This window comes from Paracoccus actinidiae (genome assembly GCF_030863885.1).
In the GTDB taxonomy this organism is placed as follows: domain Bacteria; phylum Pseudomonadota; class Alphaproteobacteria; order Rhodobacterales; family Rhodobacteraceae; genus Paracoccus; species Paracoccus everestensis.
The window spans coordinates 977145-1001849 of the sequence record NZ_CP132956.1 but is presented as its reverse complement, the minus strand read 5'-3'; the positions used below and the strand labels follow the sequence as shown (position 1 = coordinate 1001849).

Annotated in this window: 22 protein-coding genes and 2 pseudogenes; 15 read left to right on the top strand and 9 right to left on the bottom strand. The window is 66.4% G+C overall.

The features are described 5' to 3' along the window. Window position 1 precedes the first annotated feature (1 nt). The gene (locus Q5701_RS05095; RefSeq protein WP_306754109.1) at window positions 2-1942 is read left to right on the top strand and encodes a 3-hydroxyacyl-CoA dehydrogenase NAD-binding domain-containing protein; all 1941 of its coding nucleotides are present in this window, start codon (window positions 2-4) and stop codon (window positions 1940-1942) included. A gap of 145 nt (window positions 1943-2087) precedes the next feature. Here Q5701_RS05095 and yghX read toward each other — a convergent pair whose 3' ends face one another. The 6 genes from yghX to Q5701_RS05065 form a co-directional block, all read right to left on the bottom strand. After that, the gene (gene yghX / locus Q5701_RS05090; RefSeq protein WP_306754107.1) at window positions 2088-2987 is read right to left on the bottom strand and encodes a YghX family hydrolase; all 900 of its coding nucleotides are present in this window, start codon (window positions 2985-2987) and stop codon (window positions 2088-2090) included. A gap of 97 nt (window positions 2988-3084) precedes the next feature. Then, window positions 3085-5646 carry an aconitate hydratase AcnA gene (locus tag Q5701_RS05085; protein WP_306754105.1) on the bottom strand — a complete coding sequence of 854 codons (2562 nt, stop codon included), beginning with the start codon at window positions 5644-5646 and terminating at the stop codon, window positions 3085-3087. Window positions 5647-5699: 53 nt separating this feature from the next. Then, a complete protein-coding gene (locus Q5701_RS05080; RefSeq protein ID WP_306754103.1) occupies window positions 5700-6572 on the bottom strand; it encodes a GntR family transcriptional regulator in 873 nt (290 codons plus the stop codon). A 57-nt stretch (window positions 6573-6629) separates the two neighbouring features. Beyond that, window positions 6630-8129, bottom strand: a complete 1500-nt coding sequence (locus Q5701_RS05075) for a tripartite tricarboxylate transporter permease (protein WP_306754102.1) — start codon at window positions 8127-8129, stop codon at window positions 6630-6632. A gap of 13 nt (window positions 8130-8142) precedes the next feature. Next, window positions 8143-8613, bottom strand: a complete 471-nt coding sequence (locus Q5701_RS05070; RefSeq protein ID WP_306754101.1) for a tripartite tricarboxylate transporter TctB family protein — start codon at window positions 8611-8613, stop codon at window positions 8143-8145. Window positions 8614-8668: 55 nt separating this feature from the next. Then, on the bottom strand, window positions 8669-9640 hold the full coding sequence (locus tag Q5701_RS05065; RefSeq protein ID WP_306754100.1) for a Bug family tripartite tricarboxylate transporter substrate binding protein: 972 nt from the start codon (window positions 9638-9640) through the stop codon (window positions 8669-8671). 232 nt (window positions 9641-9872) lie between these two features. Between Q5701_RS05065 and Q5701_RS05060 the strand changes: the two genes are divergently transcribed. Continuing rightward, complete coding sequence (locus Q5701_RS05060) at window positions 9873-10976, top strand: transglutaminase-like domain-containing protein (protein ID WP_306754098.1); 1104 nt, start codon at window positions 9873-9875, stop codon at window positions 10974-10976. Window positions 10977-11015: 39 nt separating this feature from the next. Here the strand turns inward: Q5701_RS05060 and Q5701_RS05055 are convergent. Together Q5701_RS05055 and Q5701_RS05050 are read right to left on the bottom strand one after the other, a co-directional pair. Then, a pseudogene (locus tag Q5701_RS05055) lies at window positions 11016-11198 on the bottom strand (3-oxoadipyl-CoA thiolase); the annotation flags it as partial. A 1-nt stretch (window position 11199) separates the two neighbouring features. Then, window positions 11200-11322, bottom strand: a pseudogene (locus tag Q5701_RS05050) (GTP-binding protein); the annotation flags it as partial. A 221-nt stretch (window positions 11323-11543) separates the two neighbouring features. Here Q5701_RS05050 and Q5701_RS05045 point away from each other — a divergent pair. The 4 genes from Q5701_RS05045 (at window position 11544) to Q5701_RS05030 (ending at window position 14628) form a co-directional block, all read left to right on the top strand. Then, a complete protein-coding gene (locus Q5701_RS05045; protein ID WP_306754097.1) occupies window positions 11544-12479 on the top strand; it encodes a tellurite resistance TerB family protein in 936 nt (311 codons plus the stop codon). A 139-nt stretch (window positions 12480-12618) separates the two neighbouring features. Next, window positions 12619-13086 carry a c-type cytochrome gene (locus Q5701_RS05040; RefSeq protein WP_234853866.1) on the top strand — a complete coding sequence of 156 codons (468 nt, stop codon included), beginning with the start codon at window positions 12619-12621 and terminating at the stop codon, window positions 13084-13086. Further along, window positions 13086-13670: a cytochrome b/b6 domain-containing protein gene (locus tag Q5701_RS05035; RefSeq protein WP_306754096.1), complete on the top strand. Its 585-nt coding sequence runs from the start codon at window positions 13086-13088 to the stop codon at window positions 13668-13670. Before Q5701_RS05040 ends, Q5701_RS05035 begins: the two co-directional genes overlap by 1 nt. Before the next feature lie 58 nt (window positions 13671-13728). Beyond that, on the top strand, window positions 13729-14628 hold the full coding sequence (locus Q5701_RS05030) for an SDR family oxidoreductase (protein WP_306754094.1): 900 nt from the start codon (window positions 13729-13731) through the stop codon (window positions 14626-14628). A 253-nt stretch (window positions 14629-14881) separates the two neighbouring features. On the opposite strand, the gene parC is transcribed toward Q5701_RS05030, so the two are convergent. Further along, the gene (gene parC / locus Q5701_RS05025) at window positions 14882-17122 is read right to left on the bottom strand and encodes a DNA topoisomerase IV subunit A (RefSeq protein WP_306754093.1); all 2241 of its coding nucleotides are present in this window, start codon (window positions 17120-17122) and stop codon (window positions 14882-14884) included. Window positions 17123-17247: 125 nt separating this feature from the next. Between parC and Q5701_RS05020 the strand changes: the two genes are divergently transcribed. The 9 genes from Q5701_RS05020 (at window position 17248) to betC (ending at window position 24682) form a co-directional block, all read left to right on the top strand. Further along, window positions 17248-17748, top strand: a complete 501-nt coding sequence (locus tag Q5701_RS05020; protein ID WP_306754091.1) for an SH3 domain-containing protein — start codon at window positions 17248-17250, stop codon at window positions 17746-17748. Beyond that, window positions 17745-18563, top strand: a complete 819-nt coding sequence (locus Q5701_RS05015; RefSeq protein WP_306754090.1) for an SDR family NAD(P)-dependent oxidoreductase — start codon at window positions 17745-17747, stop codon at window positions 18561-18563. Before Q5701_RS05020 ends, Q5701_RS05015 begins: the two co-directional genes overlap by 4 nt. A gap of 26 nt (window positions 18564-18589) precedes the next feature. Next, window positions 18590-18790, top strand: a complete 201-nt coding sequence (locus tag Q5701_RS05010; RefSeq protein ID WP_234853871.1) for a twin transmembrane helix small protein — start codon at window positions 18590-18592, stop codon at window positions 18788-18790. Next, window positions 18790-19362 (top strand): cob(I)yrinic acid a,c-diamide adenosyltransferase, encoded by a 573-nt coding sequence (locus Q5701_RS05005; RefSeq protein ID WP_306754089.1) that lies wholly within the window; start codon window positions 18790-18792, stop codon window positions 19360-19362. Before Q5701_RS05010 ends, Q5701_RS05005 begins: the two co-directional genes overlap by 1 nt. 123 nt (window positions 19363-19485) lie before the next feature. Further along, entirely contained in the window at window positions 19486-20244 is a 759-nt protein-coding gene (locus Q5701_RS05000; protein ID WP_306754088.1) for an electron transfer flavoprotein subunit beta/FixA family protein, read from the top strand. After that, window positions 20244-21170, top strand: a complete 927-nt coding sequence (locus tag Q5701_RS04995; protein ID WP_306754087.1) for an electron transfer flavoprotein subunit alpha/FixB family protein — start codon at window positions 20244-20246, stop codon at window positions 21168-21170. Before Q5701_RS05000 ends, Q5701_RS04995 begins: the two co-directional genes overlap by 1 nt. Window positions 21171-21288: 118 nt before the next feature. Further along, window positions 21289-22164 carry a 3-hydroxybutyryl-CoA dehydrogenase gene (locus Q5701_RS04990; protein WP_306754086.1) on the top strand — a complete coding sequence of 292 codons (876 nt, stop codon included), beginning with the start codon at window positions 21289-21291 and terminating at the stop codon, window positions 22162-22164. 90 nt (window positions 22165-22254) lie between these two features. Next, window positions 22255-23187 carry a choline ABC transporter substrate-binding protein gene (choX, locus tag Q5701_RS04985; RefSeq protein WP_306755341.1) on the top strand — a complete coding sequence of 311 codons (933 nt, stop codon included), beginning with the start codon at window positions 22255-22257 and terminating at the stop codon, window positions 23185-23187. Between the two features lie 4 nt (window positions 23188-23191). Next, on the top strand, window positions 23192-24682 hold the full coding sequence (gene betC, locus Q5701_RS04980; RefSeq protein WP_373568616.1) for a choline-sulfatase: 1491 nt from the start codon (window positions 23192-23194) through the stop codon (window positions 24680-24682). The last annotated feature ends 23 nt before the right edge of the window (window positions 24683-24705 follow it).

Sequence of the window (24705 nt, the reverse complement as noted above, 5' to 3'; positions counted from 1 at the left end):
GATGTCAGTTGTGACCATTAGCCGCGAGGGCGGGATTGCCGTTGTGACGGTGGACAACCCGCCGGTGAATGCGCTTGGCCAGGCCCTGCGGCAGGGGCTGTGGGATGCGGTGGGTTCGCTCGAGGCCGATCCCGCCGTCCGTGCGGTGGTGCTGATCTGCGCGGGCCGGACCTTCATCGCGGGCGCCGACGTGACCGAATTCGGCAAGCCGCCGCAGGCGCCGCACCTGCCCGACCTGGTGGACCGGATCGAGGGGGCGCAGAAGCCCTGGGTGGCGGCGATCCACGGTTCCGCCCTGGGCGGCGGGTTCGAGGTGGCGATGGGCTGCCGCTTCCGGGTGGCGGTGGAGGGCGCATCCGTCGGCCTGCCCGAGGTGACGCTGGGCATCGTTCCCGGCGCATCGGGCACCGTGCGCACGCCGCGCCTGGCGGGGGTGGAAGCTGCCGTCGATCTGGTCACATCCGGCAAGCCGGTGCGGGCCGGGAAGGCGCTGTCGCTGGGCCTGCTGGACGCGGTCTTTGCGGGCGACCTGCAGGCCAATGCCGTGGCCTTCGCCCGCGAGGCGCTGACCCGCGACCTGCCGCCGCCGGTATCGGCCCGCCCGGTCACCGCCCCCGATCCCGCCTTCTGGGACGACCGCCGCAAGACGGTCGCGAAAGCCGCCAAGGGGGCGGATGCGCCGCTGCGCGCGCTTGACTGCCTGCGCAAGGCGGCAGAGGCACCCTTCACCGAGGCCATGGCGTTCGAGCGCCAGACCTTCCTGGACCTGCGCGGGTCCGATCAGGCGGCGGCCCTGCGCCACGTGTTCTTTGCCGAACGCGCCGCGCCGCGTCCCGCGCGCCTGAAGGGCGTCGATCCGCTGCCCTTGACCACGGCGGGCGTGATCGGCGGCGGCACCATGGGCGCGGGCATCGCCGCCGCGCTGCGCGATGCGGGCCTGCCGGTGGTGCTGATCGAACGCGACAACGAGGCCGTGGCCCGCGGGATCGCCAACCTGCGCGCGATCTTCGCGGGCGCGGTGAAGCGCGGCAAGCTGACCGAGGCGCAGGCCGCCGACCGCATGGCGGGCGTGACCGCCACCACGGATTACGGGGCGCTGTCGGACGCCGACCTGGTGATCGAGGCCGTCTTCGAGGAGATCGGCGTCAAGCGCGCGGTCTTCGCGCAACTGGCGCAAGCCTGCCGGCCCGATGCGGTGCTGGCCACCAACACCTCCTACCTCGACCCGCGCCTGATCGCCGAGGGGGTGCCCGACCCCGGCCGCTTCATCGGCCTGCACTTCTTCAGCCCCGCCAACGTGATGCGGCTTCTGGAGATCGTGCCGGTGCCCGAAACCTCGGACCGGACGCTGGCCACAGGTTTTGCGCTTGGCCGGATGCTGGGCAAGACGCCCGTGCAGTCGGGCATCTGCGAGGGCTTCATCGGCAACCGCATCCTCAAGCGCTATCGCGCTGGCGCCGAGGCCCTGGTCCGCCAAGGCATCCCGATTGCGGACATCGACGCGGCCATGCGCGCTTATGGCCTGGCGATGGGACCGTTCGAGGCCCAGGATCTGGGCGGCCTCGACATCGCATACCTGCAGCGCGAAGGCGCGCGGGCGGCGGGCCAGGACGTGGAGGAAACCCTGGGCGACATCCTGGTGCGCGCGGGCCGCAAGGGCCAGAAGACCGGCGGCGGCTGGTACGACTATGCCCCGGGCGACCGCAGGCCGCAGCCCTCGGCCGCCGTGGCGGACCTGCTGGCGGACCGGATCGCCGGCACAACCACGATGGATGCCGACGCCATCGCCCGCCACCTGGTCGCCGAGATGGCCGCCGAGGGCCAGGCGATCCTGGACGAAGGCATCGCCGCAACCCCCGCCGACATCGACCTGGTGGAAATCCACGGCTACGGCTTTCCCCGCTGGCGCGGCGGACCAATGTGGGCGGTGGGCAAACGCTAACCGCCGGATTCAGGGCCCGCTTGGCTGCGGTCGCAGGCCTGGGGAAAAAGGGCACCCGCAGGCACGACGGCCCCAGGGGGGGCGGGTCCGTCACCTGCCGTGATCGACGGGCCGCCCCGGCGGGGAACCAGGCGACCCTTGCCGGTCAGGACAGATGGGTCTTGAACCAGTCCAGCGTCCGGTCCCAGGCGAGCTTCGCCGCCGCCTCGTCGTAGCGCGGGGTGGAATCGTTGTGAAAGCCGTGGTTCGTGCCGGGATAGATATGCGCCTCGTAACGCTTGCCGTGCTCCTTCAGCGCGGCCTCGTAGGCGGGCCAGGTGGCGTTCACGTTCTCGTCCGTTTCGGCGAAATGCAAAAGCAGCGGGGCCCGGATCTTCGGCACATCCTCGACCGGGGCCTGGCGGCCATAGAAGGGTACGGCGGCGGCCAGTTCGGGATAGGCGACGGCGGCCGCGTTCGATACGCCGCCGCCATAGCAAAAGCCGGTGATGCCGACCTTGCCGGTGGTCATGTCGCTTGCCATCAGGAATTCGATGGCCGCAAAGAAATCGTTCATCAGCCGGGCGGAATCCACCTGCCTTTGCAATTCGCGCCCAGCCTCGTCATTGCCCGGATAGCCCCCCACCGGGGTCAGCCCGTCCGGTGCAAGCGCCACGAACCCCGCCTTGGCCACGCGCCGCGCCACATCCTCGATATAGGGGTTCAGGCCGCGGTTTTCGTGGACCACCACCACGCCGGGCGCGGGCGCATCCAGGGCCACGCCCTCGGCTGCCGGGCGGACCAGATAGGCCCGCACCTCGGTGTGTCCATTGGGGGAAGGATAGGTGATGTATTCGGCAATGATGCCAAGATCGGTAGAGGCGACCTGCTGGGCAAGCGCGTAATCGGGGCTGAGGGTCTTCAGCAGCGCAAGCGCCGTCATTCCCCCCACGGCGTATTTGGCCGCCCGGTCCAGGAAGTCACGCTTGGTAATCCGGCCATGGGCATAACCATCATACAGTTCCAGCAGTTCGGGTGGAAAGTCCTTCGCGGTCAGTCGGGCCATCTGAAATCCCTTGTGCGGTTGCGTTCTACGGGATCCTAGGGCCATTTCGACGCAGCCAGCGATCACAGTTTGGAAAGCACGGCATCCTCGCCCCCCGTCAGGTGCAGGGCTGTCCCTTTGTCACCCGGTCCAGGATCAGCGGCATCAGCCCGCCATGCGCCAGGGTTTCGATTTCAAGGCTGGTCTCGATTGCGGCGGTGGCGTCCAGGATGTCAACGGTGCCCGATGCGCGATGCAGCGTCACGCGGACGGGCGCGCGGGGGGCCAGCCGGGCAGGGTCCAGGTCGATCTCGATCCGGTCATGCGCCGTCAGGGCCAGTGACCGGGGCGTGACGCCGTCCGGCAAACGCAGGGGCAGGATGCCCATGCCGATCAGGTTCGACCGGTGGATCCGTTCAAAACCGACCGCCAGCACCGCCCGCGTGCCCAGCAGCGCCGCGCCCTTGGCCGCCCAGTCGCGCGACGATCCCATGCCGTAACGCTCGCCCGCGACGATCACGACCGGGATGCCCGCTTCCCGATACCGTCCGGCCGCCTGCCACAAGGGCAGGAGCGTGCCGTCGGGCAGGATCGTGCTGCCCGGCGGGATCCCGGGGGCCAGCAGGTTCTGGACGGACTTGTTGGTGAACAGCCCGCGCAGCATCGCCTGCCAATTGCCGCGACGGGACGAAAAGACGTTCAGGTCATGGGCCGGATCGCCCTGTTCCACCAGATAGCGCCCGGCCTCTCCTCTCTTCGGGATGGCCCCCGCAGGCGAGATATGGTCGGTCGTGATGTCGTCGCCCAGGACAAGGAGTGGCGCGGCGGTGATCCGGGCGTCGCGTGGGGCGGCAAAATCCGCAAAAGGCGGGCGGCGGATATAGGTGGATGCCGGATCCCAGGGGAACAGCGGCGTCGCGGGGGCATCCAGATCCCCCCACAACCTGCTGGCCTCGGCCCCGTCATAGGCTGCGGCATAATCGGCGCTGTCCAAGGCCAGGGTGAGGGCCGCGTCGATTTCCGCCCCCGTGGGCCACAGGTCGGCCAGATGGACGCCGGGTGCGATCTCATCGGTCAGGATGTTGCGTTCCACATTGCCAGCAAGCGCAAAGGCCACCACCAGGGGGGGCGAGGCGAGGAACCCCGCCTCGAGCTGCGGATGCACGCGGCCCGGAAAGTTGCGGTTGCCGGACAGGACGGCCACCTGCAACCGCCCCTGGGCCTGGGCCTGGATCGCGGTGTCGGGAAGCGGACCGGAATTGCCGATGCAGGTGGTGCAGCCGTAGCCCACGATGCCAAAGCCCACGGCCTCCAGATCGGCCAGCAGTCCGGCCCGTTCCAGGTATCGTTCCGCCGTCGGCGATCCCGGCGCCAGCGAGGTCTTGACATGGGGCGGCGGCGTCAGGCCCAGGGCACGGGCCTTGCGCGCCACCAGACCGGCGGCGACCAGCAGGCGCGGGTCGCTGGTGTTGGTGCAACTGGTAATGGCCGCAATAGCCACGGCGCCGTCCGGGGCCTGACCTGCGGGCGCCGCCACGGGGTCGCCCCGCATGGACCGGGTCGCGGCAACGGTACCCCCAGCCGGGATGCGGTCCTGGGGGCGGCGGGGACCAGCCAGGCTGACCTCGACCGCCGACAGGTCCAGGCTCAGCGTGTCGGTAAAGACGGGGGATTCTTCCGGGTCGAACCACAGCCTCTGGCGGCGGCAGTATCCTTCGACCATGGCGCAGTGATCGAGGCTGCGCCCGGTCTGGCGCAAATAGGCGATCGTTGCCCCGTCCACCGGGAAGAACCCGGAATTGGCCCCGAACTCTGGGGCCATGTTGGCGATCACCGCCCGATCCCCCGCAGACAGGCTGGACACCCCCGGTCCGAAGAACTCCACGAAACGGTCGGCCAGATCGACGCGGCGCAACTGTTCGGTCACGGTCAGCGCCAGATCGGTCGCCGTCACTCCTTCGGGCAAGCGCCCGTTCAGGCGGACGCCGATCACGTCGGGGACGCGCAGCATCACGGGCATTCCAAAGAAGACGCTTTCGGCCTCGATCCCGCCGACGCCCCAGGCCAGAACGCCAATGCCGTTGATCATGGGCGTGTGGCTGTCCGTGCCGATCAGGGTGTCGGGCATCATCCAGCCACCCCGCGTCGTGACCACGGTGGCCAGCCGTTCCAGGTTCAGCGTGTGCATGATGCCGGTGCCGGGTGGATGAACGCGGAAATTCGACAGGCTGTTGGCGGCCCATTTCATGAAGCGATAGCGTTCGCCGTTGCGGCGGTATTCGTTTTCGATGTTGCGCGCCATGGCACCCGGCCCGCCCCAGGCATCGACCGCCAGGGAATGGTCGGTCGAGACATCGACGGGCAGGACCGGGTTCAGAAGCCGGGGGTCGAACCCCGCCTCGGCCAGGGCGGATCGCATGGCGGCGATATCGACCAAGGCGGGGCCGCAGGTCGTGTCGTGCATCAGCACGCGGCCGGGCCGAAAGGCGATTTCGGCCGTGCTGCGCCCCTGGCCCAGCCAGTCCAGGATCGCAGCCCGCCCGGCAGCCGGGTCGTCGCCGGTGCGCAGGACGTTTTCCAGCAGCAGCCGGTGGATATGCGGCAGACGGTGCAGCGCCGCGCCCGCCGCACCCGGCAGGTCGATGATTCCGTGTCCGTCGAACATGGCGGCAAATTGCATCGCGATCCCTCCGCAGTCGCGGAAGGATAGCATTATTTCGCCATGAAATGCAATCAGGCAAACAGGGCAGTCTTGATGATCGCTGCCTCTCGGATGTGGCGGTACAGGAATGTCGCGGCCGCCTGCATGTCGCGTTCCCCGATCAGATCCAGGATTTGCAGATGTTCGCGGCACTGCTGGGGCATCCGCCTGCGGTCGTGGGCGATGCTGTATTCCATCAGCCGCCGCACCCGGTTCACCCGGCGCACGGCGTCCAGAAAGAAGTCGTTGTTGGCGCAGGTCATCAGCATCTCGTGGAATTCGATGTTGGTGCCAAACACCTTTTGGGGGGTTTCGCGCTCATAGCTTTCCAGAAGCTGCTGCTGATGGCGGCGGGCGGCGTCAAAGGCCTCTTCGTCGATGCGAAAGCTGGGCAGCAGCAAGGCCTGCATCTCGATCGCGGCGCGGAATTGATAGGCGTCGGCATAGGCCTTGCGCGAGGTCAGGATTTCTCGGAATTCCCAGCCATTGCCCGGCAAGCGCTCGATCCAGCCTTCGTCCGCGATCTGCCGCAGCACCCGCAGCAAGCGGCCCCGCGTTACCCCGTAAAGGCGCATCAGTTCGTTTTCGCTTTGCCGGTCGGGCAGGTTGCCTGCCAGCTTATCGGCGGCGATGCGGTCGTAAAGAACGTCGTCGCCTGCCGCATCCGTGTCCATGGGCGGAATTTCCACGGCATTGCAGGCCAGGAAAAAGCCCCGGTTGGGCGTGGCCTCGACGATGCCCATCTGTTCCAGCATCTTCAGCGCGCTGACCACCGGCTGGCGCGACACCTTGAAATTGTCGGCCAAGACCTGGGCGGGAAGATGCTGGCCTGCCTTCATGTCCGCCTGCCGCGCGTGATCCACGATCCGGGCCATGATCTGGGGCGAAAGGCTGGCGCGCGCCATGGAAGACTCCTTCAAGAATACAGGCGGCGCGGTTCTGGGACCGCGCCGCCCGCAACCTCAATCCTCGTCCTGGCGGAACCGGGCCAAGCCCTTGAACAGGAACGGCGCCAGCAGGGCGATGACGGCAATGCCGATCATCACGGCGGAACCCGGATGCTGCAGCAGGATCATCGGATCGCCCAAGCTCATCTGCAGGGACCGGCGCAGGGCGCTGTCGGCCATCGGACCAAGGATCAGGCCCACGACCACGGGCGCGATGGGATAATCATATCGCCGCATGATGAAGCCCATGATGCCAAAGGCCACCAGCATCATCAGTTCGATCACCGACGGGTTCGCGGCAATCGTGCCCATGCAGGCAAAGACCAGGATTCCCGCGTAAAGCCAGGGCAGCGGGATCTTGAGCAGCCGCACCCACAACCCGACCAGCGGCAGGTTCAGGATCAGCAGCATCACGTTGGCGATGAACAGCGACGCGACAAGGCCCCAGACCAGATCGGGATGCTGCACGAACAGCAGCGGGCCGGGTTGCAGGTTATATTGCTGGAACCCTGCCAGCATCACCGCCGCCGTGGCCGAGGTGGGCAGGCCCAGCGTCAGCAATGGCACAAGGGTGCCCGCGGCGGATGCGTTGTTCGCAGCCTCGGGGCCGGCAACGCCTTCGATGGCGCCCTGACCAAACTCCTCGGGCTTCTGGGCCAGCTTGCGTTCGGTGGTATAGGACAGGAAGGTCGGGATTTCCGCCCCGCCCGCAGGCAGCGCGCCGATGGGAAAGCCGATGGCCGTGCCCCGCAGCCAGGGTTTCCAGGACCGTTTCCAATCCTCGCGCGACATCCAGATGGATCCCTTGATGGCAATGGGCTTTTCGTCGTTGAACAGGTGACGCGACGCGACGTGCAGCGCCTCGCCCAGGGCGAACAGGCCGACGGCCAGCGTCGTCACCTCGACCCCGTCCAGCAGGTTCGGGACGCCAAAGGCCAGCCGCGCCTGGCCGGTCAGCTGGTCGATGCCGATCAGCCCCAGCCACAGCCCGATGGCAAGGCTTGTCAGCCCGCGCAGCGGCGAGGATCCGAAGGTCGCCGACACCGTGACAAAGGCGATCAGCATCAGCCCGAAGTAATCCCACGGTCCGAACTGGATCGCGATCTTGACCAGCATCGGCGCGAAAAGGGCCAGGCCCATGGTGGCGATCAGGGTCGCCACGAAGGATCCGATGGCGGCGGTGGCAAGGGCCGGGCCGCCCCGCCCGCGCCGGGCCATCTGGTTGCCTTCAAGCGCGGTCACGACCGAGGCGCTTTCGCCCGGCGTGTTCAGCAGGATCGCGGTGGTCGAACCGCCATACATGCCGCCGTAATAGATGCCCGCGAACATGATCAGCGATCCGCCCGGGTCCAGCTTGAAGGTAATGGGCAGCAGCAGCGCCACGGTCAGCGCAGGCCCGATGCCCGGCAGCACGCCCACCGCCGTGCCCAACAGCACGCCGATGGCCGCAAAGGCCAGGTTCATCGGGTCCATCGCGGTCCCGAAGCCCTGCATCAGAAAGGCCAAGGATTCCATCGCCCGCCCTTTCTCAGAACAGCCGCTCGACCGGTCCCATGGGCAGGGACAGGGTCAGCAGCTTGTTGAACAACAGGAAAATCCCGGTCGCGAGGCCGAGGCCCAGGGCCAGATCGGCCAACCAGGCCCGGCGGCCAAAGGCGCGGGCGGTAAAGACGAACAGCAGCGTCGATCCGATGATGAAGCCCGCCCCGAACCACAGCGCGGCGATCAGGCTGCCCAGGCCCAGGGCCACCCAGCCCACCGCCTTCCAGTCGGTGGCGCCGGGATCGTCCTGCCAGCGGAAGGCGGCGATCAGATGGCCCACCCCCATGACCGCCAGGAACAGCGCCACGAAATAGGACGCGGCATCCGCGCCCATCCCGTATGTGGCGCGGATCTGCATGGCACTGGCATCGCGCCAGGTGATGAACGCCAGGGCAAGCAAGGCGATGCCGATGACAAGCGTGGGCCTGTGCAGGCCGCTGGCGGATGATGTGGTCACGGACGGTCCCCCAATCGGTCAAGGAAAAACGGGGGCGCAAAGGCCCCCGTTCAGGTTATTCCACCAACCCGATCGAGTTCAGGATGGCCCCGACCCGTTCGGTTTCCGACGCAAGGAAGGTGGCGAATTCGTCCGACGGCGCGTAATAGTCAGACCAGCCGCGCGCCTTCAGCAATTCTTGCCATTCGGGCGATTCCACGGTCTTGGCGATGGCAGTCTCCAGCGCGGCCTTGTCGGCATCGCTGATGTCCGGCCCTGCGAAGACGCCGCGCCAGTTGACCAGCTCGATGTCGATGCCCTGGGCCTTCAAAGGCTGGGCGGCAATCCCCTCGATGGGTTCGGGATAGGAAATCGCAAGCGCGCGCAGGTCGCCCGATTCGATCTGTCCCTGCCATTCGCCATAGCCGGAAATGCCCGCCGTGACCTGCCCGCCCAGCATCGCGGCCAGGGCCTCGCCACCGCCGGAATAGGCGACATAGTTTACCTTGGCCGGATCCTGGCCCGCCGCCTGCGTGACAAGGGCCGACAGCATATGGTCCGCGCCGCCGGCCGATCCGCCAGCCCAGATGGTGCGTTCGACATCGCCCTTGATCCCCTCCATCAGGTCCGCCATCGTCTGATAGGGCGACGATGCCGGAACCACGATCACCAGCGGGTCGCCGGTCAGCCGTGCGATGGGGGTGACGGCGGTCAGGTCATAGGGCGCCTTGTTGGTCAGGATGGCGCCCACCATGGTGATGCCGCCGACCAGAAGCTGGTTGGGACTGCCTTTTGCACCCTGGACGAACTGCGCCAATCCTACCGTGCCGCCCGCGCCTGGGACGTTCAGGACCTGGACGCTGCGGGCGTTGCCGGTGGCCATCATCACCTCTTGCAGGGACCGGGCGGCCGCGTCCCATCCCCCGCCAGCCCCGGCAGGCGCGGTGATGGCCAGTTCCAGATCCTGCGCCATGGCGGCGGGGGCGGAAAATGCGGCGCCTGCCGCGATCAGCCAGGCTGCGGCCAGCCGGGAACGAAAGAATGTCATGGTATCCTCCCTGATGTCGCATCTGTGCGATCCGGACAACAATGCACATTGCCGTAATAAAATGCAATTTATTTCTGGCTGGGAGATTGTGATGATTGACGGTGCGTGTATCGCCACACCCCACAGGATAGCATTCCCCGGCCAGCTTTACAGCCTCAAGTGATCTCTCCCTTTCGGATCGGCGGGAAATATCGCATGATGCCCCCAAAGATCCAGCCGCCAGAGGTTCCCCATGCCCCATTCCACCCGCCGTTCGCTGTTGAAACTGTCGCTGGCCGCAGGGCTGCTGCCCCTGATGCCTGCGGTGCTGCGCCCGGCCCTTGCCGGTCCCGCCTATGCGCCCCAGGCGGGCAACTGGCAGGGCTTCGACCTGCGCACCAACGTCACGCTGGCCCAGGGCGGCCCGGCACAGGTCTGGCTGCCGGTGCCGTCCGTCCAGACCGACTGGCAGCGGTCGGTCAGCGATACCTTTACCGGCAATGCCGCCGCGGCCGAGATCGTCACGGATCCCGCGACCGGCACGAAGATGCTGCACGCCCGCTTTGATGCGGGCACCGCGCAGCCCATGTTGGAACTGGTCAGCCGGGTCGAGACGCGCGGCCGCGTGATCGACTGGTCAAGAACCGCCGATGTGTCCGAGGATCCGGCCGTGCTGCAGGCGGCGCTGCAAGGCTCCAGCTTCAAGCCCCTGGACGGCGTCGTGGCCGAACGCGCGGCCCAGATCACCCAGGGCGCGACCACCGACCGCGAGAAGGTCGCGGCAATCTATGCCTGGATCGTTGCCAACTGCCACCGCGACATGGACGTGGCGGGCTGCGGGTCGGGCGATATCCAGGCCACGCTGACCACGGCGAATTTCGGCGGCAAATGCGCCGACCTGAACGGACTGTTCGTGGGGCTGGTGCGTGCGGCGGGCGTTCCGGCGCGCGATGTCTATGGCGTGCGCGTCGCGCCCTCGGCCTTTGGCTACAAGCAGTTGGGCGCGAACAGCCCGACCGTCACCGGCGCACAGCATTGCCGGGCCGAGGTCTGGCTGTCGGGCCTGGGCTGGGTCGCCATGGATCCGGCCGATGTGCTGAAGGTCATGCGCGCCGAGACCGAGACCTGGATCAAGGATCCCGCCGATCCGCTGGTCGCCCCGGTCAACGCCGCGCTGCATGGCAACTGGGAAGGCAACTGGGTGGCCTTCAACACCGCAAGCGACGTGGCCCTGCCCGGCGCGGCGGGCGGCGCCCTGCCCTTCCTGATGTATCCGCAGGGACAGACGGACGGCGGGATGCTGGACGACTTGGACCCCAAGACCTTCGCCTACGAGATGACCGCGACGGCGGTGTGATCCAGTCCGGCGGGCAGTTCGCGCGGCCCGCCGTTTTCCCTATACCCGTTCCATGGCCAGTGCGATGCCTTGGCCCACGCCGATGCACATGGTGGCGAGCGCGCGCCGGCCCCCCGTGCGGGCCAGTTCCAGGGCGGCGGTGCCGGTGATGCGGGCGCCCGACATGCCCAGGGGGTGGCCGAGCGCAATGGCCCCGCCGTTGGGGTTCACACGCGGATCGTCGAGCCCGGAATTCGCCGAAATACTTCGTGATCGCAGCCGTCAGCGTCGTCTTGCCGTGGTCAACATGGCCAATCGTGCCAATGTTGACATGCGGTTTCGTCCGTTCAAACTTTGCCTTTGCCATGATGGCCTCCTGATCGCGGGGCATGGCGAAGACGGCCCCGAATTGACGTGCGCCGCGATGTATAAGCAGGACTGGGGAAAATCAAGGGTGCCCGCGCGTCCCCCGGCACCTTAAGGGGGCACCGTTCCGGGCGCCCTGCGGAACCATTCGGCACGCATATCTGTTCGGGGGCGAACCGGAATGGCCTTGTCGGCCATACCCGGCAGTGGAGGATATGTTCGATGAGCCTGATGAAAACCCTGGGCCGTGTCGCGGCCGGCGTCATTCTTGCCAAGGGCCTGGGCGCGGCCATGCAGCAGCAACGCCCGCAAGGCAGGCCGGGTGACAGGATCACGCAGAACCGCGCCGGCCAAGGCGGGCTTCTGGGCGATCTGTTCGGAAACAACACCGCTTCTGGCCAAGGCAGCGGCGGTTTGGGCGATATGCTGGGCCAGGTTCTGGGCGGAGGACGCCCGGGCGGCGGATCGCGCTATGGCGGGCCGAACTCTCGTGGTGCGTCGGGCGGGCTTGGCGGGCTTCTGGACGGCCTGACCAACAAGGCCCGCACCAGCGGCAGCAGCGGCGGCGGGCTTGGCGATCTGCTGGGCCAGCTTGGCGGCGGCACCAAGACCCGCAGCGCGGGCAGCAGCGGGGGTCTTGGCGACCTGCTGGGCGGTCTTCTGGGCGGTGCGGCCGCGGGCGGCATGGCTGGGAGCCTGGCCCGCAAGGATTCACAACCCACCAACGATGCCAGCTTTGGCGAGTTGTTCAACGATGCCGTGGTCAAGCAGGACGAACCTGAAATCGCGCCCACCCCGGAACAGAATGCCGTGGCCGGGCTGATGCTGCGCGCGATGATCCAGGCCGCCAAATCCGACGGCACCGTGGACGAGGCGGAAAAACAGCGCCTGCTGGGCAAGCTGGGCGACGACCTGGACGATGAGGAACGCCAGTTCATCCGCGACCAGATGGCCGCCCCCGTGGACCCAGAGGCCCTGGCCCGCGAAGTTCCCCAAGGCCTGGAATCCCAGGTTTACCTGATGTCGCTTCTGGCCATCGACCTGGATCACGAGGAAGAAGCACGTTACCTGGACCGGCTGGCCCGCGCGTTGAAGCTGGACCGCCCGGCGGTCAACGACATCCATGCCGAGGTGGGCGTGACCAAGCTTTACAATTGACGGATCAGGCGGTCCTTCGGGGCCGCCTTTCCAAATCTGCAATTGCCCTTCAGTCCAATTGATCCAGGCTTTTGATCCTGCCACTCTTTTCCTGACAGTTGTGTCGTCATCATCGCCAGTCCTTGTAAGGAACCAGCCCATGACCCCCGTCAAAGCCCTTGCCGTCACCCTTGTTCTTGCCTTGCCGGGCCTTGCGCTTGCGCAATCCGCCGAAGAAGCCGCCGAGAAGGCCATCGAGGCGCGGCACGGCTTCATGACCATGCTTGGCATCAACATGGGACAGCTTTCCGGCATGGCAAAGGGCGAGATCGCTTATGACGAGGCTGCCGCGACCAGGGCTGCCGCGAACATCGTCGCCTTGACGCAATACGATGCCCCGGCTTTGTTCATCGAAGGCACGTCGTCCGAAGATAACGACGACTCCGACGCCCTGCCCGCGATCTGGGAAAAGCCCGACGATTTCCGCGCCAAGTTCGCCGCCTTGGGCGAGGCTGCGGCGGGCAGCCCGGACGCCGTCAAGGGCGGGCAGGAAAACCTTGGGCCGGTGCTGCAAAAGATCGGCGGCGCCTGCAAGGCTTGCCACGACAATTACCGCAAGGCCGATTGATGGCGGGACGCCCGGCGCAGCGCGAAAGGATCTGGGATCCGGCGCTGCGGGCGTTTCACTGGGCCTTGGCGCTGCTGGTCGTTTCGAACTGGCTTCTGGGCAAGATCGGCCCCTCTGACATGACGCTGCATTTCTGGTTGGGCTATGGGGTCATAGCCCTGCTGGTCTTCCGGCTGGTCTGGGGCTTTGTGGGTCCGGCCCCCGCGCGGTTTACCCGCTTTGTCAGGGGACCGCGCGCCGTTCTGGGCTATGCGCGGGAAATGGTCCGCCCCCGGCCCAGCCACTGGCCCGGACACAGTCCCGTGGGCGCCTTGGCGGTCCTGGCAATGCTGGCAGTGCTGGTCCTGCAGGTCACGACCGGCCTGTTCGCCGACCCCGACGATTACATCAATGTCGGGCCGCTGGCTTCGCAGGTCAGTTCCGCCACCTCGCGCATGGCGCTGCAATGGCATCACCGCGGCGCCGATCTGATCCTGATCCTCGTGCTGCTGCACTGGGCGGTGATCGCGTTTTACCGGTTTTGGAAGCAAGAGGATCTTGTCCGGCCGATGATCAACGGCTGGAAATGGGTCCGGCGGCAGTAGGCGGGAACCCTTGCGGACGGGGCTTGTTGGACAGGGCAACCTGAAAGGACAGCCCATCATGACCAGCGACCAAACCTTCCGCAGCGGCGCGATCAGCGGCCCGCGCCTGCCCCGGCCCGACTTTCCGAAACAGGAACAGCCCTTTCCCGGACTGGCAAGCCGGATGGACCCGCTGCCCGACCACGGCGAGGACAGCTATCGCGGCACCGGGCGCCTGAGGGGCAAGCGCGCCCTGATCACTGGCGGCGACAGCGGCATCGGCGCGGCGGCCGCCATTGCCTATGCCCGCGAAGGGGCGGATGTCGCGATCAACTATCTGCCCGACGAACAGGAAGACGCTGACAAGGTCATCGCCCTGATCGAGGCCGAGGGTCGCCGCGCCATCGCCATTCCCGGCGACCTGCGGGACGAGGATTTCTGCAAGGCCCTGGTCGCAAGGGCGGTCGAGGGCCTGGGCGGGCTGGACATCCTGGTCAACAATGCGGGCCGCCAGCAGTTCTGCGACAAGCTGGAGGATCTGACGACCGAGGCCTTCGACGCCACGATCAAGACCAATGTCTATGCCCCCTTCTGGGTCACCCGCGCAGCCCTGCCGCATCTGGAGGCGGGCGCGTCGATCATCATCACCTCGTCCGTGCAGGCTTTCTCGCCCTCGAACCACCTGTTCGACTATGCCCAATCCAAGGCGGCCAATGTCGCCTTCGCCCAGTCGCTTGCCAAGCAGCTTGCGCCGCGCGGCATTCGCGTGAACGCGGTCTGTCCTGGCCCCTACTGGACGGCGCTTCAAATCTCGGGCGGGCAGCCGACCGACAAGGCGGCCGAGCACGGCAAGTCGCAGCCCCTGGGCCGGCCGGGCCAGCCCGTGGAACTGGCGCCGATCTATGTGCTGCTGGCATCGGACGAGGCGAGCTATATCACCGGGGAATATTTCGGATCCGTGGGCGGTTCGGGACTGTAGGCCAGGCAAAGAATTCTTGCCTCCGGCGGGGATATTTTAACCAAGCTGAAAGAGTTCCACTTCCATACTGGGATCACGGTACAGGCGGGGACGCCGATGACCGTCCAAGGTGAAAGCCCCCTGCCCGCCGCATCATGCCGGCCCAGCAGGAGGCCGTCCTTCATCTTGGATCAAATATCCTGGGGAGTCCGCCAAAGGCGGACGGGGGGCAAAGCTCCCTGAGAAAAGGGCGCCGAAGGGCGTAAGCCCTTCGTCAGTTGAACTTGTTGTCCCGCGGAAAGCCGCGCGGGGCCATGCTGCCTGCGGACGCGCGCTTGCCCAGCCAGGCGGTCAGGTCGGGTTCCGTCCGGGTTCGGCCACCGCTTTCCTGCCAGCGCAGCCCGTCGGCCAGCGTGATGAAGGCCGCGTCCGACAGGCTGTCGTCGGCCACCAGGCCGCCGCCGCTGCGGTATTTCTGCAAGCGCACGCCCTTGCCGCGCGACATCTCGGGCAGCTCGGACACGGGAAAGACCAGCATCTTGCGGTTCGTTCCAACCACGGCGACATGATCGCCCCCGACAGGGCGGCACAGCAGCGCATCCCCGTTCAGCACCTGCTTGCCGGACTTGGTCTGCGCCAGGATGTCGCCCGCGCCCACGATGAAGCCATCCCCCGCCTTGGATGCAACCAGATACCGTTCGCCCTCGCGCCAGGGGAACAGGGCGATCACCTCGGCCTCGTTCGGCAGGTCGATCATCAGGCGCAGGGGTTCGCCCATTCCGCGCCCGCCGGGCAGGCTGTTGGCGGGCAGGGTATAGAAACGGCCGTTGCTGGCGAAGACCATCAGCTTGTCGGTGGTTTCCGCATGAAGCGCCATGCCAGGTCCGTCGCCATCCTTGAACTTGACCTCGCCGTCCAGCGGCTGGTGGCCCTTCATGGCGCGGATCCAGCCCATCTTGGACAGGATCACCGTCAGCGGCTCGCGCTCGATCATCGAGTCCATGTCCAGGGGGGCGATGTCCTGCGCTTCCGCGATCTGCGTGCGGCGCTGGCCCTCGGCCTTCGACTTGCCGAACAGATTGCGCACTTCTTTCAGCAGGTCACTGATGCGGGTCCATTGCGCACGCTCGTCCGCCAGCATGGCCTCCAGGGCTTGCCGTTCCTCCTGCAAGGCATCGCGTTCGGCGCGAAGCTCGATTTCCTCAAGCTTGCGCAGGGCGCGCAGGCGCATGTTCAGGATCGCCTCGACCTGCACATCGGTCAGGGCGAACTCGGCGATCATCACCGCCTTGGGATCATCCTCGTGGCGGATGATCTCGATCACGCGGTCCAGGTTCAGATAGGCGATCAGATAGCCTTCCAGCACCTCCAGCCGGGCGGCGATCTTGTCCAGGCGGAAACTGGCGCGGCGCACCAGCACGTCCCGGCGGTGGTCCAGGAAGGCGCGCAGGACTTCCTTCAGGCTGCACACCTTCGGGACGCGCCCGTCGATCAGCACGTTCATGTTCATGCTGAAGCGCAGTTCCAGGTCGCTCACGCGGAACAGCGCGCCCATCAGCTGTTCGGGATCGACCGTGCGGGTCTTTGGCTCCAGGACGATGCGGATGTCTTCGGCGGATTCGTCGCGGACGTCGGCCAGGATCGGGATCTTGCGCGTCTGGATAAGTTCGGCCAGGCGTTCGATCAGGCGGGATTTCTGGACCTGGTAAGGGATCTCGGTCACGACGATCTGCCACAACCCGCGGCCCAGATCCTCGACGGCCCACCGCGCCCGGACCCGAAAGGCGCCGCGCCCGGTGCGATAAATCTCGGCAATGGTTTCGCGGTTTTCCACGATCACGCCGCCGGTGGGGAAATCCGGCCCCTGCAGGATGCCCGCCAGCGTGTCGTCGCGTGCGTCCGGCGTCTTGATCAGGTGCAGGCAGGCGTCGATCACCTCGTGCAGGTTATGGGGCGGGATGTTGGTTGCCATCCCCACGGCGATCCCCGATGCGCCATTTGCCAGCAGGTTCGGAAATGCCGCCGGCAGGACCACGGGTTCCTGCAAGGTGCCATCGTAATTGGGGCGGAAATCCACCGCATCCTCGGACAAGCCCTCCATCAGGCTTTCCGAGGTTTGCGCCAGCCGTGCCTCGGTATATCGGGCGGCGGCCGGGTTGTCCCCGTCGATATTGCCAAAGTTCCCCTGCCCGTTCACCAGGGGATAGCGCATGGCGAAATCCTGAGCCAGGCGCGCCATGGCGTCATAGATCGCGGCGTCGCCATGGGGGTGATAGTTGCCCATCACGTCGCCGGTGATTTTGGCCGACTTGCGGAACGCCCCGTTGGGCGCCAGCCGCAATTCGCGCATCGCATACAGGATGCGGCGATGCACCGGCTTCAGCCCGTCGCGCGCATCGGGCAGCGCCCGGTGCATGATCGTGGACAAGGCATAGGTCAGATACCGCTCGCCGATGGCGCGGCTCAACGGCTCGGTCTGGGTATTGTCGTCGGGGTCGATGGGCAGGCTGGACATGGGCACTCAGATAGGGCGCGACGGGCGCGCGGTCCAGCGGGAATCCGTTGGAACGCCAGTGCCGCCGTTGGCGTTGCGAGGCATCATAGGGTAACAAGGTCCGCAAGGACCGGCGGGGGCAAGGCATGATCAGACTGGGCGCGCTGCTATTGGCGACCTTGGCGGGCCTGTTCGTGATCCTGTTGGTCTGGGGGGACGGCAACCTTCGTGCCGACCGCCGTCCCGTGCCCCCACCACAGCCTGCCGCCCTGGATGCCGGGGCCGCATCGCCTGCCGTCCCCGAACCGCAGGCGACCCCCGCCGCCGCCGTCGTGCAGGCCGAATCGCAAACGCCCGAGCAGGTCCAGCGTTTTCCCGGGCCCATGCTGCAACCGTCGCCCGAATATGCGGGGGAAACGACGCCTGAACCGGTGGCGGTTGCCGATGGTCCGGTCTTGTATGTCACTGGCGACCGGGTGAATGTCCGCGCCGGACCCTCGACAGGGGACCGGGTCGTGACCGCCTTGGAACGCGGCACGGGGGTGCAGGCGCTCGGGCCTCAGGATGGCGAATGGGTCAATGTTCGTGACGCCGATGGCCGCACGGGTTACGTCGCGGGCCGCTTTCTGTCGGCCACCGCCCCGTGAGGAAACGCGTCCTGATCACCGGCTGCTCGTCCGGCATCGGACTGGACGCTGCCCGCCGGATGCAGCGGATCGGCTGGCAGGTCGTGGCGACCTGCCGCAAGGATGCCGATATCGCCGCCCGCCGGGCCGAGGGGATGGAATGCCACCACCTGGAACTGTCGGATGGCGACAGCGTGGCGCGGCTGGCCGACCAGGTGCTGGCGGGCGGCCAGCTGGACGCGCTTGTCAACAATGCCGCCTTCGCCCTGCCCGGCGCGGTCGAAGATATGCCGCGCGGCGCCTTGCGCGACATCTTTGAAACCAACCTGTTCGGCACCCACGACCTGACCGTCCGCATGATCCCGCATTTTCGTCAAAACGGCGGGCGGGTCGTCAATATTAGCTCGGTCCTGGGACTGATCGGCATCCGCTGGAGCGGTCCCTATGTCGCGACGAAATTCGCGCTTGAAGGGCTGACTGACGTGCTGCGGCTGGAAATGGCAGACACCCCGGTCAGGATCATCCTTATCGAACCCGGTCCCATCGCCAGCCGCATCCGCGCCAATGCCATCCCCCATTTCGAACGATGGGTGAACTGGCAAGACAGCGCCCGCGCGGACGAATATCGCGCGACCCTGCTGAAACGGCTGTACGAACCCGGCGGCAAGGACCGTTTCGAGCTGCCGCCATCCGCCGTCAGCGACCGGATCGTCCACGCGCTGACGGCATCCCGGCCCCGCCCGCGGTATTATGTCACAACGCCGACCTGGATGTCGGGCACCGCGCGCCGGCTGTTGCCGACGCGCGCACTGGACTGGTTCGCGCGCCACGGCTAGGGTCCGGACCAACGAAAGGCGGCAGCATGACGGACGAACCCCTGTTCTATGTGATTGCGTTGGCGATGCTGGCGGTGCTGGCGATCCTTGCCACCGGGATCGGCGGCTTTGCAAAGGGCGGTGACTGGAACCGCAAGCACGGCAACCGGATGATGCGATGGCGCCTGATCGCGCAGGCGGTGGCGGTGGCGCTGATCATGCTGTTCGTTTGGCTGGGGGGCCGCTGATGGTTGTTCTGAACAGGATCTATACCCGCACGGGCGATGGGGGCGATACCGGGCTGTCCGACGGCACGCGCGTCGCCAAGCACGATCCCCGGGTCGAGGCCTATGGCACCGTGGATGAATTGAACGCGACGCTGGGCCTGTGCCGCCTGCACGCGGCCGGCGATCTGGAAGGGCCACTTGCCGTGATCCAGAACGACCTGTTCGACCTTGGCGCGGATCTGGCCCGTCCGAACCTGGCCGCTGATGCCCAGGCGGGCCATCCCGTCCTGCGCATCATCGACAGCCAGGTTGCCCGCTTGGAGGCGGAGATCGACGCGATGAACGCCGACCTCGACCCGCTGCGCAGCTTCATCCTGCCGGGCGGTTCCGTCTTGTCGGCGCATCTGCACCTTTCGCGCACCGTAGCCCGCCGGGCGGAACGCTGCGCAACGGACCTGGCTGTCGGCGGCGACGTGAACGGGGCGGCGATCCGTTACCTGAACCGCCTGTCGGACTGGCTGTTCGTGGCAGCCCGTGTCGCCAACAACGGCGGAGCCGACGATATCCTGTGGGTGCCGGGGAGCAGCCGCTGAAAGCGTTTCGCGTGCCGGATGCTGGCGCAAACGCAGCGTCGAGGGACGCTTTTATATTGTAAACCGTGTCGATCCGTCGCTAACACTGCCCCCAACACGTGAAGACAAGGGAGAGCGTAGCCCATGAAGATCCTAGTTCCCGTGAAGCGGGTGATTGACTACAACGTGAAGGCTCGGGTTCGGGCGGACGGGTCTGGGGTTGACCTGGCCAATGTGAAGATGTCGATGAACCCCTTTGACGAGATTGCGGTCGAGGAAGCGATCCGGCTGAAGGAGAAGGGCGCGGCCGCGGAGGTCGTGGTGGTGTCCATCGGCGTGAAGCAGGCGGCCGAGACGCTGCGCACCGCGCTTGCGATGGGGGCGGACCGGGCGATCCTTGTGGTGGCCTCCGACGACGTGAACACCGACATCGAGCCGCTGGCGGTGGCCAAGATCCTCAAGGCCGTTGTGGATGCGGAACAGCCGCGCCTGGTGATCGCGGGCAAGCAGGCCATCGACAACGACATGAACGCCACCGGGCAGATGCTGGCGGCGCTTTTGGGCTGGGGCCAGGCGACCTTTGCCTCCAAGCTCGAGATCGCGGATGACGCGGCCCGCGTCACGCGCGAGGTGGACGGCGGGCTGCAGACCATCGAGGTGGCGCTGCCGGCGATCGTGACGGCCGACCTGCGTCTGAACGAGCCGCGCTATGCCAGCCTGCCCAACATCATGAAGGCCAAGAAGAAGCCCTTGGAGGAAAAGACGGCCGCCGATTACGGCGTGGACGTGACGCCGCGGCTGGAGATCCTGTCCACCCGCGAGCCCGAGGGCCGGCAGGCGGGCATCAAGGTGGGATCGGTCGACGAGCTGGTGTCGAAGCTGAAAGAAGCGGGGGTGATCTGATGGCTGTTCTTCTTCTGGGCGAGGTGACCAACGGGGTGCTGAACCGCGACGCCACCGCCAAGGCGGTGGGCGCGGTGGCGGCGCTTGGCGCGGTGACGGTGCTGTGCGCGGGCGCCCATGCCAAGGATGCGGCGGCCGAGGCCGCGACCATTGCCGGCGTCGAAAAGGTGCTGGTGGCCGAGGATGCCCGCTATGGCCACCGCCTGGCCGAACCCACCGCAGCCCTGCTGGCCGCCTTGGCGGGTGAGTTCGACCACATCGCAGCGCCTGCCACCACGGACGCCAAGAACGTGATGCCGCGCGTGGCGGCGATGCTCGACGTGATGGTGATCCCCGAGGTGTCCAAGGTGATCGACGCCGACACCTTCGAGCGCCCGGTTTATGCCGGCAACGCCATCCAGACGGTGCGCTCGCACGACCCGAAGAAGGTCATGACCATCCGCACCGCCAGCTTCGAGGCGGCGGGCACGGGCAACAGCGCCCCCATCAGCGACGCGAGCCTGGCTGATGACCCAAACCTGTCGTCCTGGATCGGCGACGAGGTGGCGGCCTCTGATCGGCCCGAGCTGACGGCGGCGGGCCGGGTGGTGTCTGGCGGGCGCGGCGTGGGCTCCAAGGAGCAGTTCGCGATCATCGAGGCCCTGGCCGACAAGCTGGGCGCGGCCGTGGGCGCGTCCCGCGCGGCGGTGGACTCGGGCTATGCCCCCAACGACTGGCAGGTGGGCCAGACCGGCAAGGTGGTGGCGCCGGCGCTTTACGTCGCGGTGGGCATCTCGGGCGCGATCCAGCACCTGGCCGGCATGAAGGACAGCAAGGTCATCGTCGCCATCAACAAGGACGAGGAAGCCCCCATCTTCCAGATCGCAGACTACGGCCTCGTGGGGGATCTGTTCCAGCTGGTGCCGGAACTGACCGAGAAAGTCTGAGGGGACGGTCGTTCCCGACATATCCCGCAGCCTGCAACCGCCCCCACCAGGGGCGGTTTTGCATTGCAGCATCGCGGCACCGGCCCTATCGTCCCGCCCAACAGACAGCGAGGCAATCATGACGGTTCAAACGGTTGGGATCATCGGAGCGGGGCAGATGGGCAACGGCATCGCCCATGTCTTTGCCTTGGCCGGGTACGATGTCCTGATGACCGACATCAGCCAGGAGGCGATGGACAAGGCGCTTGCGCTGATCGACCGCAACCTCGAGCGCCAGGTCAGCCGCGACAAAATCAACGCCGAGACCAAGAAAGCTGCCATGGCCCGCATCCGCACCACGCTGCGGCTGGCCGACCTGGGCCGGACCGACCTGGTGATCGAGGCCGCGACCGAGCGCGAAACCGTCAAGCAGGCGATCTTCGAGGATCTGGTGCCGCACCTGAAGCCTGACACGATCCTGACCTCGAACACATCCTCGATCTCGATCACGCGACTGGCAAGCCGCACCGACCGGCCGGAAAAGTTCATGGGATTTCACTTCATGAACCCCGTCCCGATCATGCAGCTGGTCGAACTGATCCGCGGCATTGCCACGGACGAGGCGACATACAAGACCTTGCACGAGGTGGTGGAACGCCTAGGCAAGACCGCCGCCAGCGCCGAGGATTTCCCGGCCTTTATCGTCAACCGCATCCTGATGCCGATGATCAACGAGGCGGTCTATACGCTGTACGAAGGGGTCGGAAACGTCAAATCCATCGACGAATCCATGAAGCTGGGCGCGAACTGGCCCATGGGTCCGCTGGAACTGGCCGACTTCATCGGCCTGGATACCTGCCTGGCGATCATGAACGTGCTGCATGACGGCCTGGCCGACACCAAGTACCGCCCCTGCCCGCTGTTGACCAAATATGTCGAGGCAGGATGGTTGGGCCGCAAGACCGGCCGGGGTTTCTATGACTATCGCGGAGAAACGCCGGTTCCGACACGGTGATGCCACCCCCATGTCGGATTCAGGCGCGACGGCGGCGCGAATCCGTTCTTGATTGAGCCGATAACCAAAAACGTCACAGGAGGTAGTATGATGAAGGCCCTGACCACAACGGCCGCCCTGATGCTGGCGGCATCGGCCCTGCCCGCTTTCGCCGATGATGCGGCCACCTGCGCCACAGTGCGCTATTCCGATCCGGGCTGGACCGACATTACCGCGACAAACGGCGTAGCCGCGGTCGTGCTGGAGGCGCTTGGTTACACGCCTGACATCGCCACCCTGTCGGTGCCGGTCGGATACGAGGCGCTGAAGAACGGCCAAACCGACGTTTTTCTGGGCAACTGGATGCCCGCCCAGCAGAAATTCCGCGACGATCTGGATGCGGCAGGCACCATCGACGTGCTGACGCAGAACCTGGAAGGCGCCAAGTTCACGCTGGCCGTCAACAAGGCGGGCGCCGATGCAGGCGTGGCCGATTTTGCCGACCTGGATGCGCAAAAGGATGCCTTTGGCGGCAAGATCTATGGGATCGAACCCGGAGCGCCCGCGAACCAGTCCATCCAGACGATGATCGAGAACGACGATTTCGGCCTGGGCGATTGGGAACTGGTGGAATCGGGCGAACAGGCGATGCTGGCCCAGGTCACGCGCAGCGGCGATACGCCGGTCGTGTTCCTGGCCTGGGCGCCCCATCCCATGAACGAGGCGATCGAGATCACCTATCTGTCGGGCGGCGACGCGCAGTTCGGGCCGGACTTCGGCGGGGCGACCGTGCATACGCTTGCGCGCAAGGAATGGGTCGCGGCGTGCCCGAATGCCGCCAAGCTGTTCAGCCAGCTGGTCTTCGACGTGCCGATGGAAAACGTGCTGATGGGCAAGATCCTGGATGACGGCATGGACGCCAAGGACGCCGCCAGGGAATGGCTGGCCGAAAATCCTCAGGCTGCGGACGCTTGGCTGGAGGGCGTGACCACGCTGGACGGCCAGCCGGGCGGGGATGCGGTGAAGGCGGCGGTTGCCGGATAAGACCTTGAATCCGAATATCCTGATTCTGATGGTGGACCAGCTGTCGGGGGTGCTTTTCCCCGACGGCCCTGCCTCCTTCCTGCACACGCCGAACCTGCGTCGGCTGGCCGAACGGTCGACGCGCTTTGCCAACACCTATACCGGCAGCCCGCTTTGCGCCCCCGCGCGGGCCAGCTTCATGTCGGGGCAGTTGCCGCGCCGGACGCGGGTCTATGACAACGCGGCGGAGTTTGCATCCGACATCCCGACCTATGCCCATCATCTGCGCCGGGGCGGATACCAGACCAGCCTGTCGGGTAAGATGCATTTCGTCGGGCCCGACCAGTTGCACGGGTTCGAGGAACGGTTGACGACCGACATCTATCCCGCCGATTTTGGCTGGACGCCCGATTACCGCAAGCCGGGCGAACGGATCGACTGGTGGTATCACAACCTCGGTTCCGTCACCGGCGCCGGGGTGGCGGAAATCACCAACCAGTATGAATACGACGACGAGGTGGCCTTCAACGCTTGCCGCAAGATCTATGACCTCTCGCGCGGCAAGGACTACCGTCCCTGGTGCCTGACGGTCAGCTTTACCCATCCGCACGACCCCTTTGTGGCGCGCCGCAAATACTGGGATCTGTACGAGGGCATTCCCGAGCTTGAGCCGCCTGCCGCCATCCCCTATGACGACATGGATCCCCATTCGCAGCGGCTGATGGATGCCTGCGACTGGCGCGCGCTTGAGATCACGCCCGACCATATCCGCCGCGCCCGGCAGGGATATTTCGCCAACATCACCTATGTTGACGAAAAGATCGGCGAAATTCTGGACGTGCTGGACCGCACCCGGCAGGACGCGATCGTTCTGTTCCTGTCCGACCACGGAGAGATGCTGGGCGAGCGCGGGATGTGGTTCAAGATGAGCTTCTTCGAGGCGTCCGCCCGCGTGCCGCTGATGATCGCGGCGCCGGGCATGGCGCCAGGACGCGTGGACCAGCCGGTCAGCACCATCGACGTGCTGCCGACACTTTGCGACCTGGCAGGCCTGTCGATGGACGAGATTGCACCTTGGACGGACGGCCGGTCTTTGGCAGGCAATGCGGCGCGTGGGCCGGTGCCGATGGAATATGCGGCCGAGGGCAGCGTGTCGCCCATGATCGCGCTTCGGGACGGTCGGTGGAAATATGTTGCCTGCAACGCCGATCCCGAGATGCTGTTCGATCTGGAAACTGACCCGGCAGAGCGCCTGAACCTTGCGGGCGATCCCGATCACGCTATCACGGTGGGGCATCTGCGCGCCATGGCCATGCAGCACTGGGATCTGGACGCCTATGACGCCGAGGTGCGCCAGTCCCAGGCCCGTCGCTGGATCGTCTATGAGGCGTTGCGCAACGGGGCCTATTACCCCTGGGACCATCAGCCGCTGCAACTGGCGTCCGAGCGATATATGCGCAACCACATGGACCTGAACGTGCTGGAGGAAAGCCAGCGGTTCCCGCGCGGGGAATAAGGAAAGGGCCGGTCGTCCCGGCC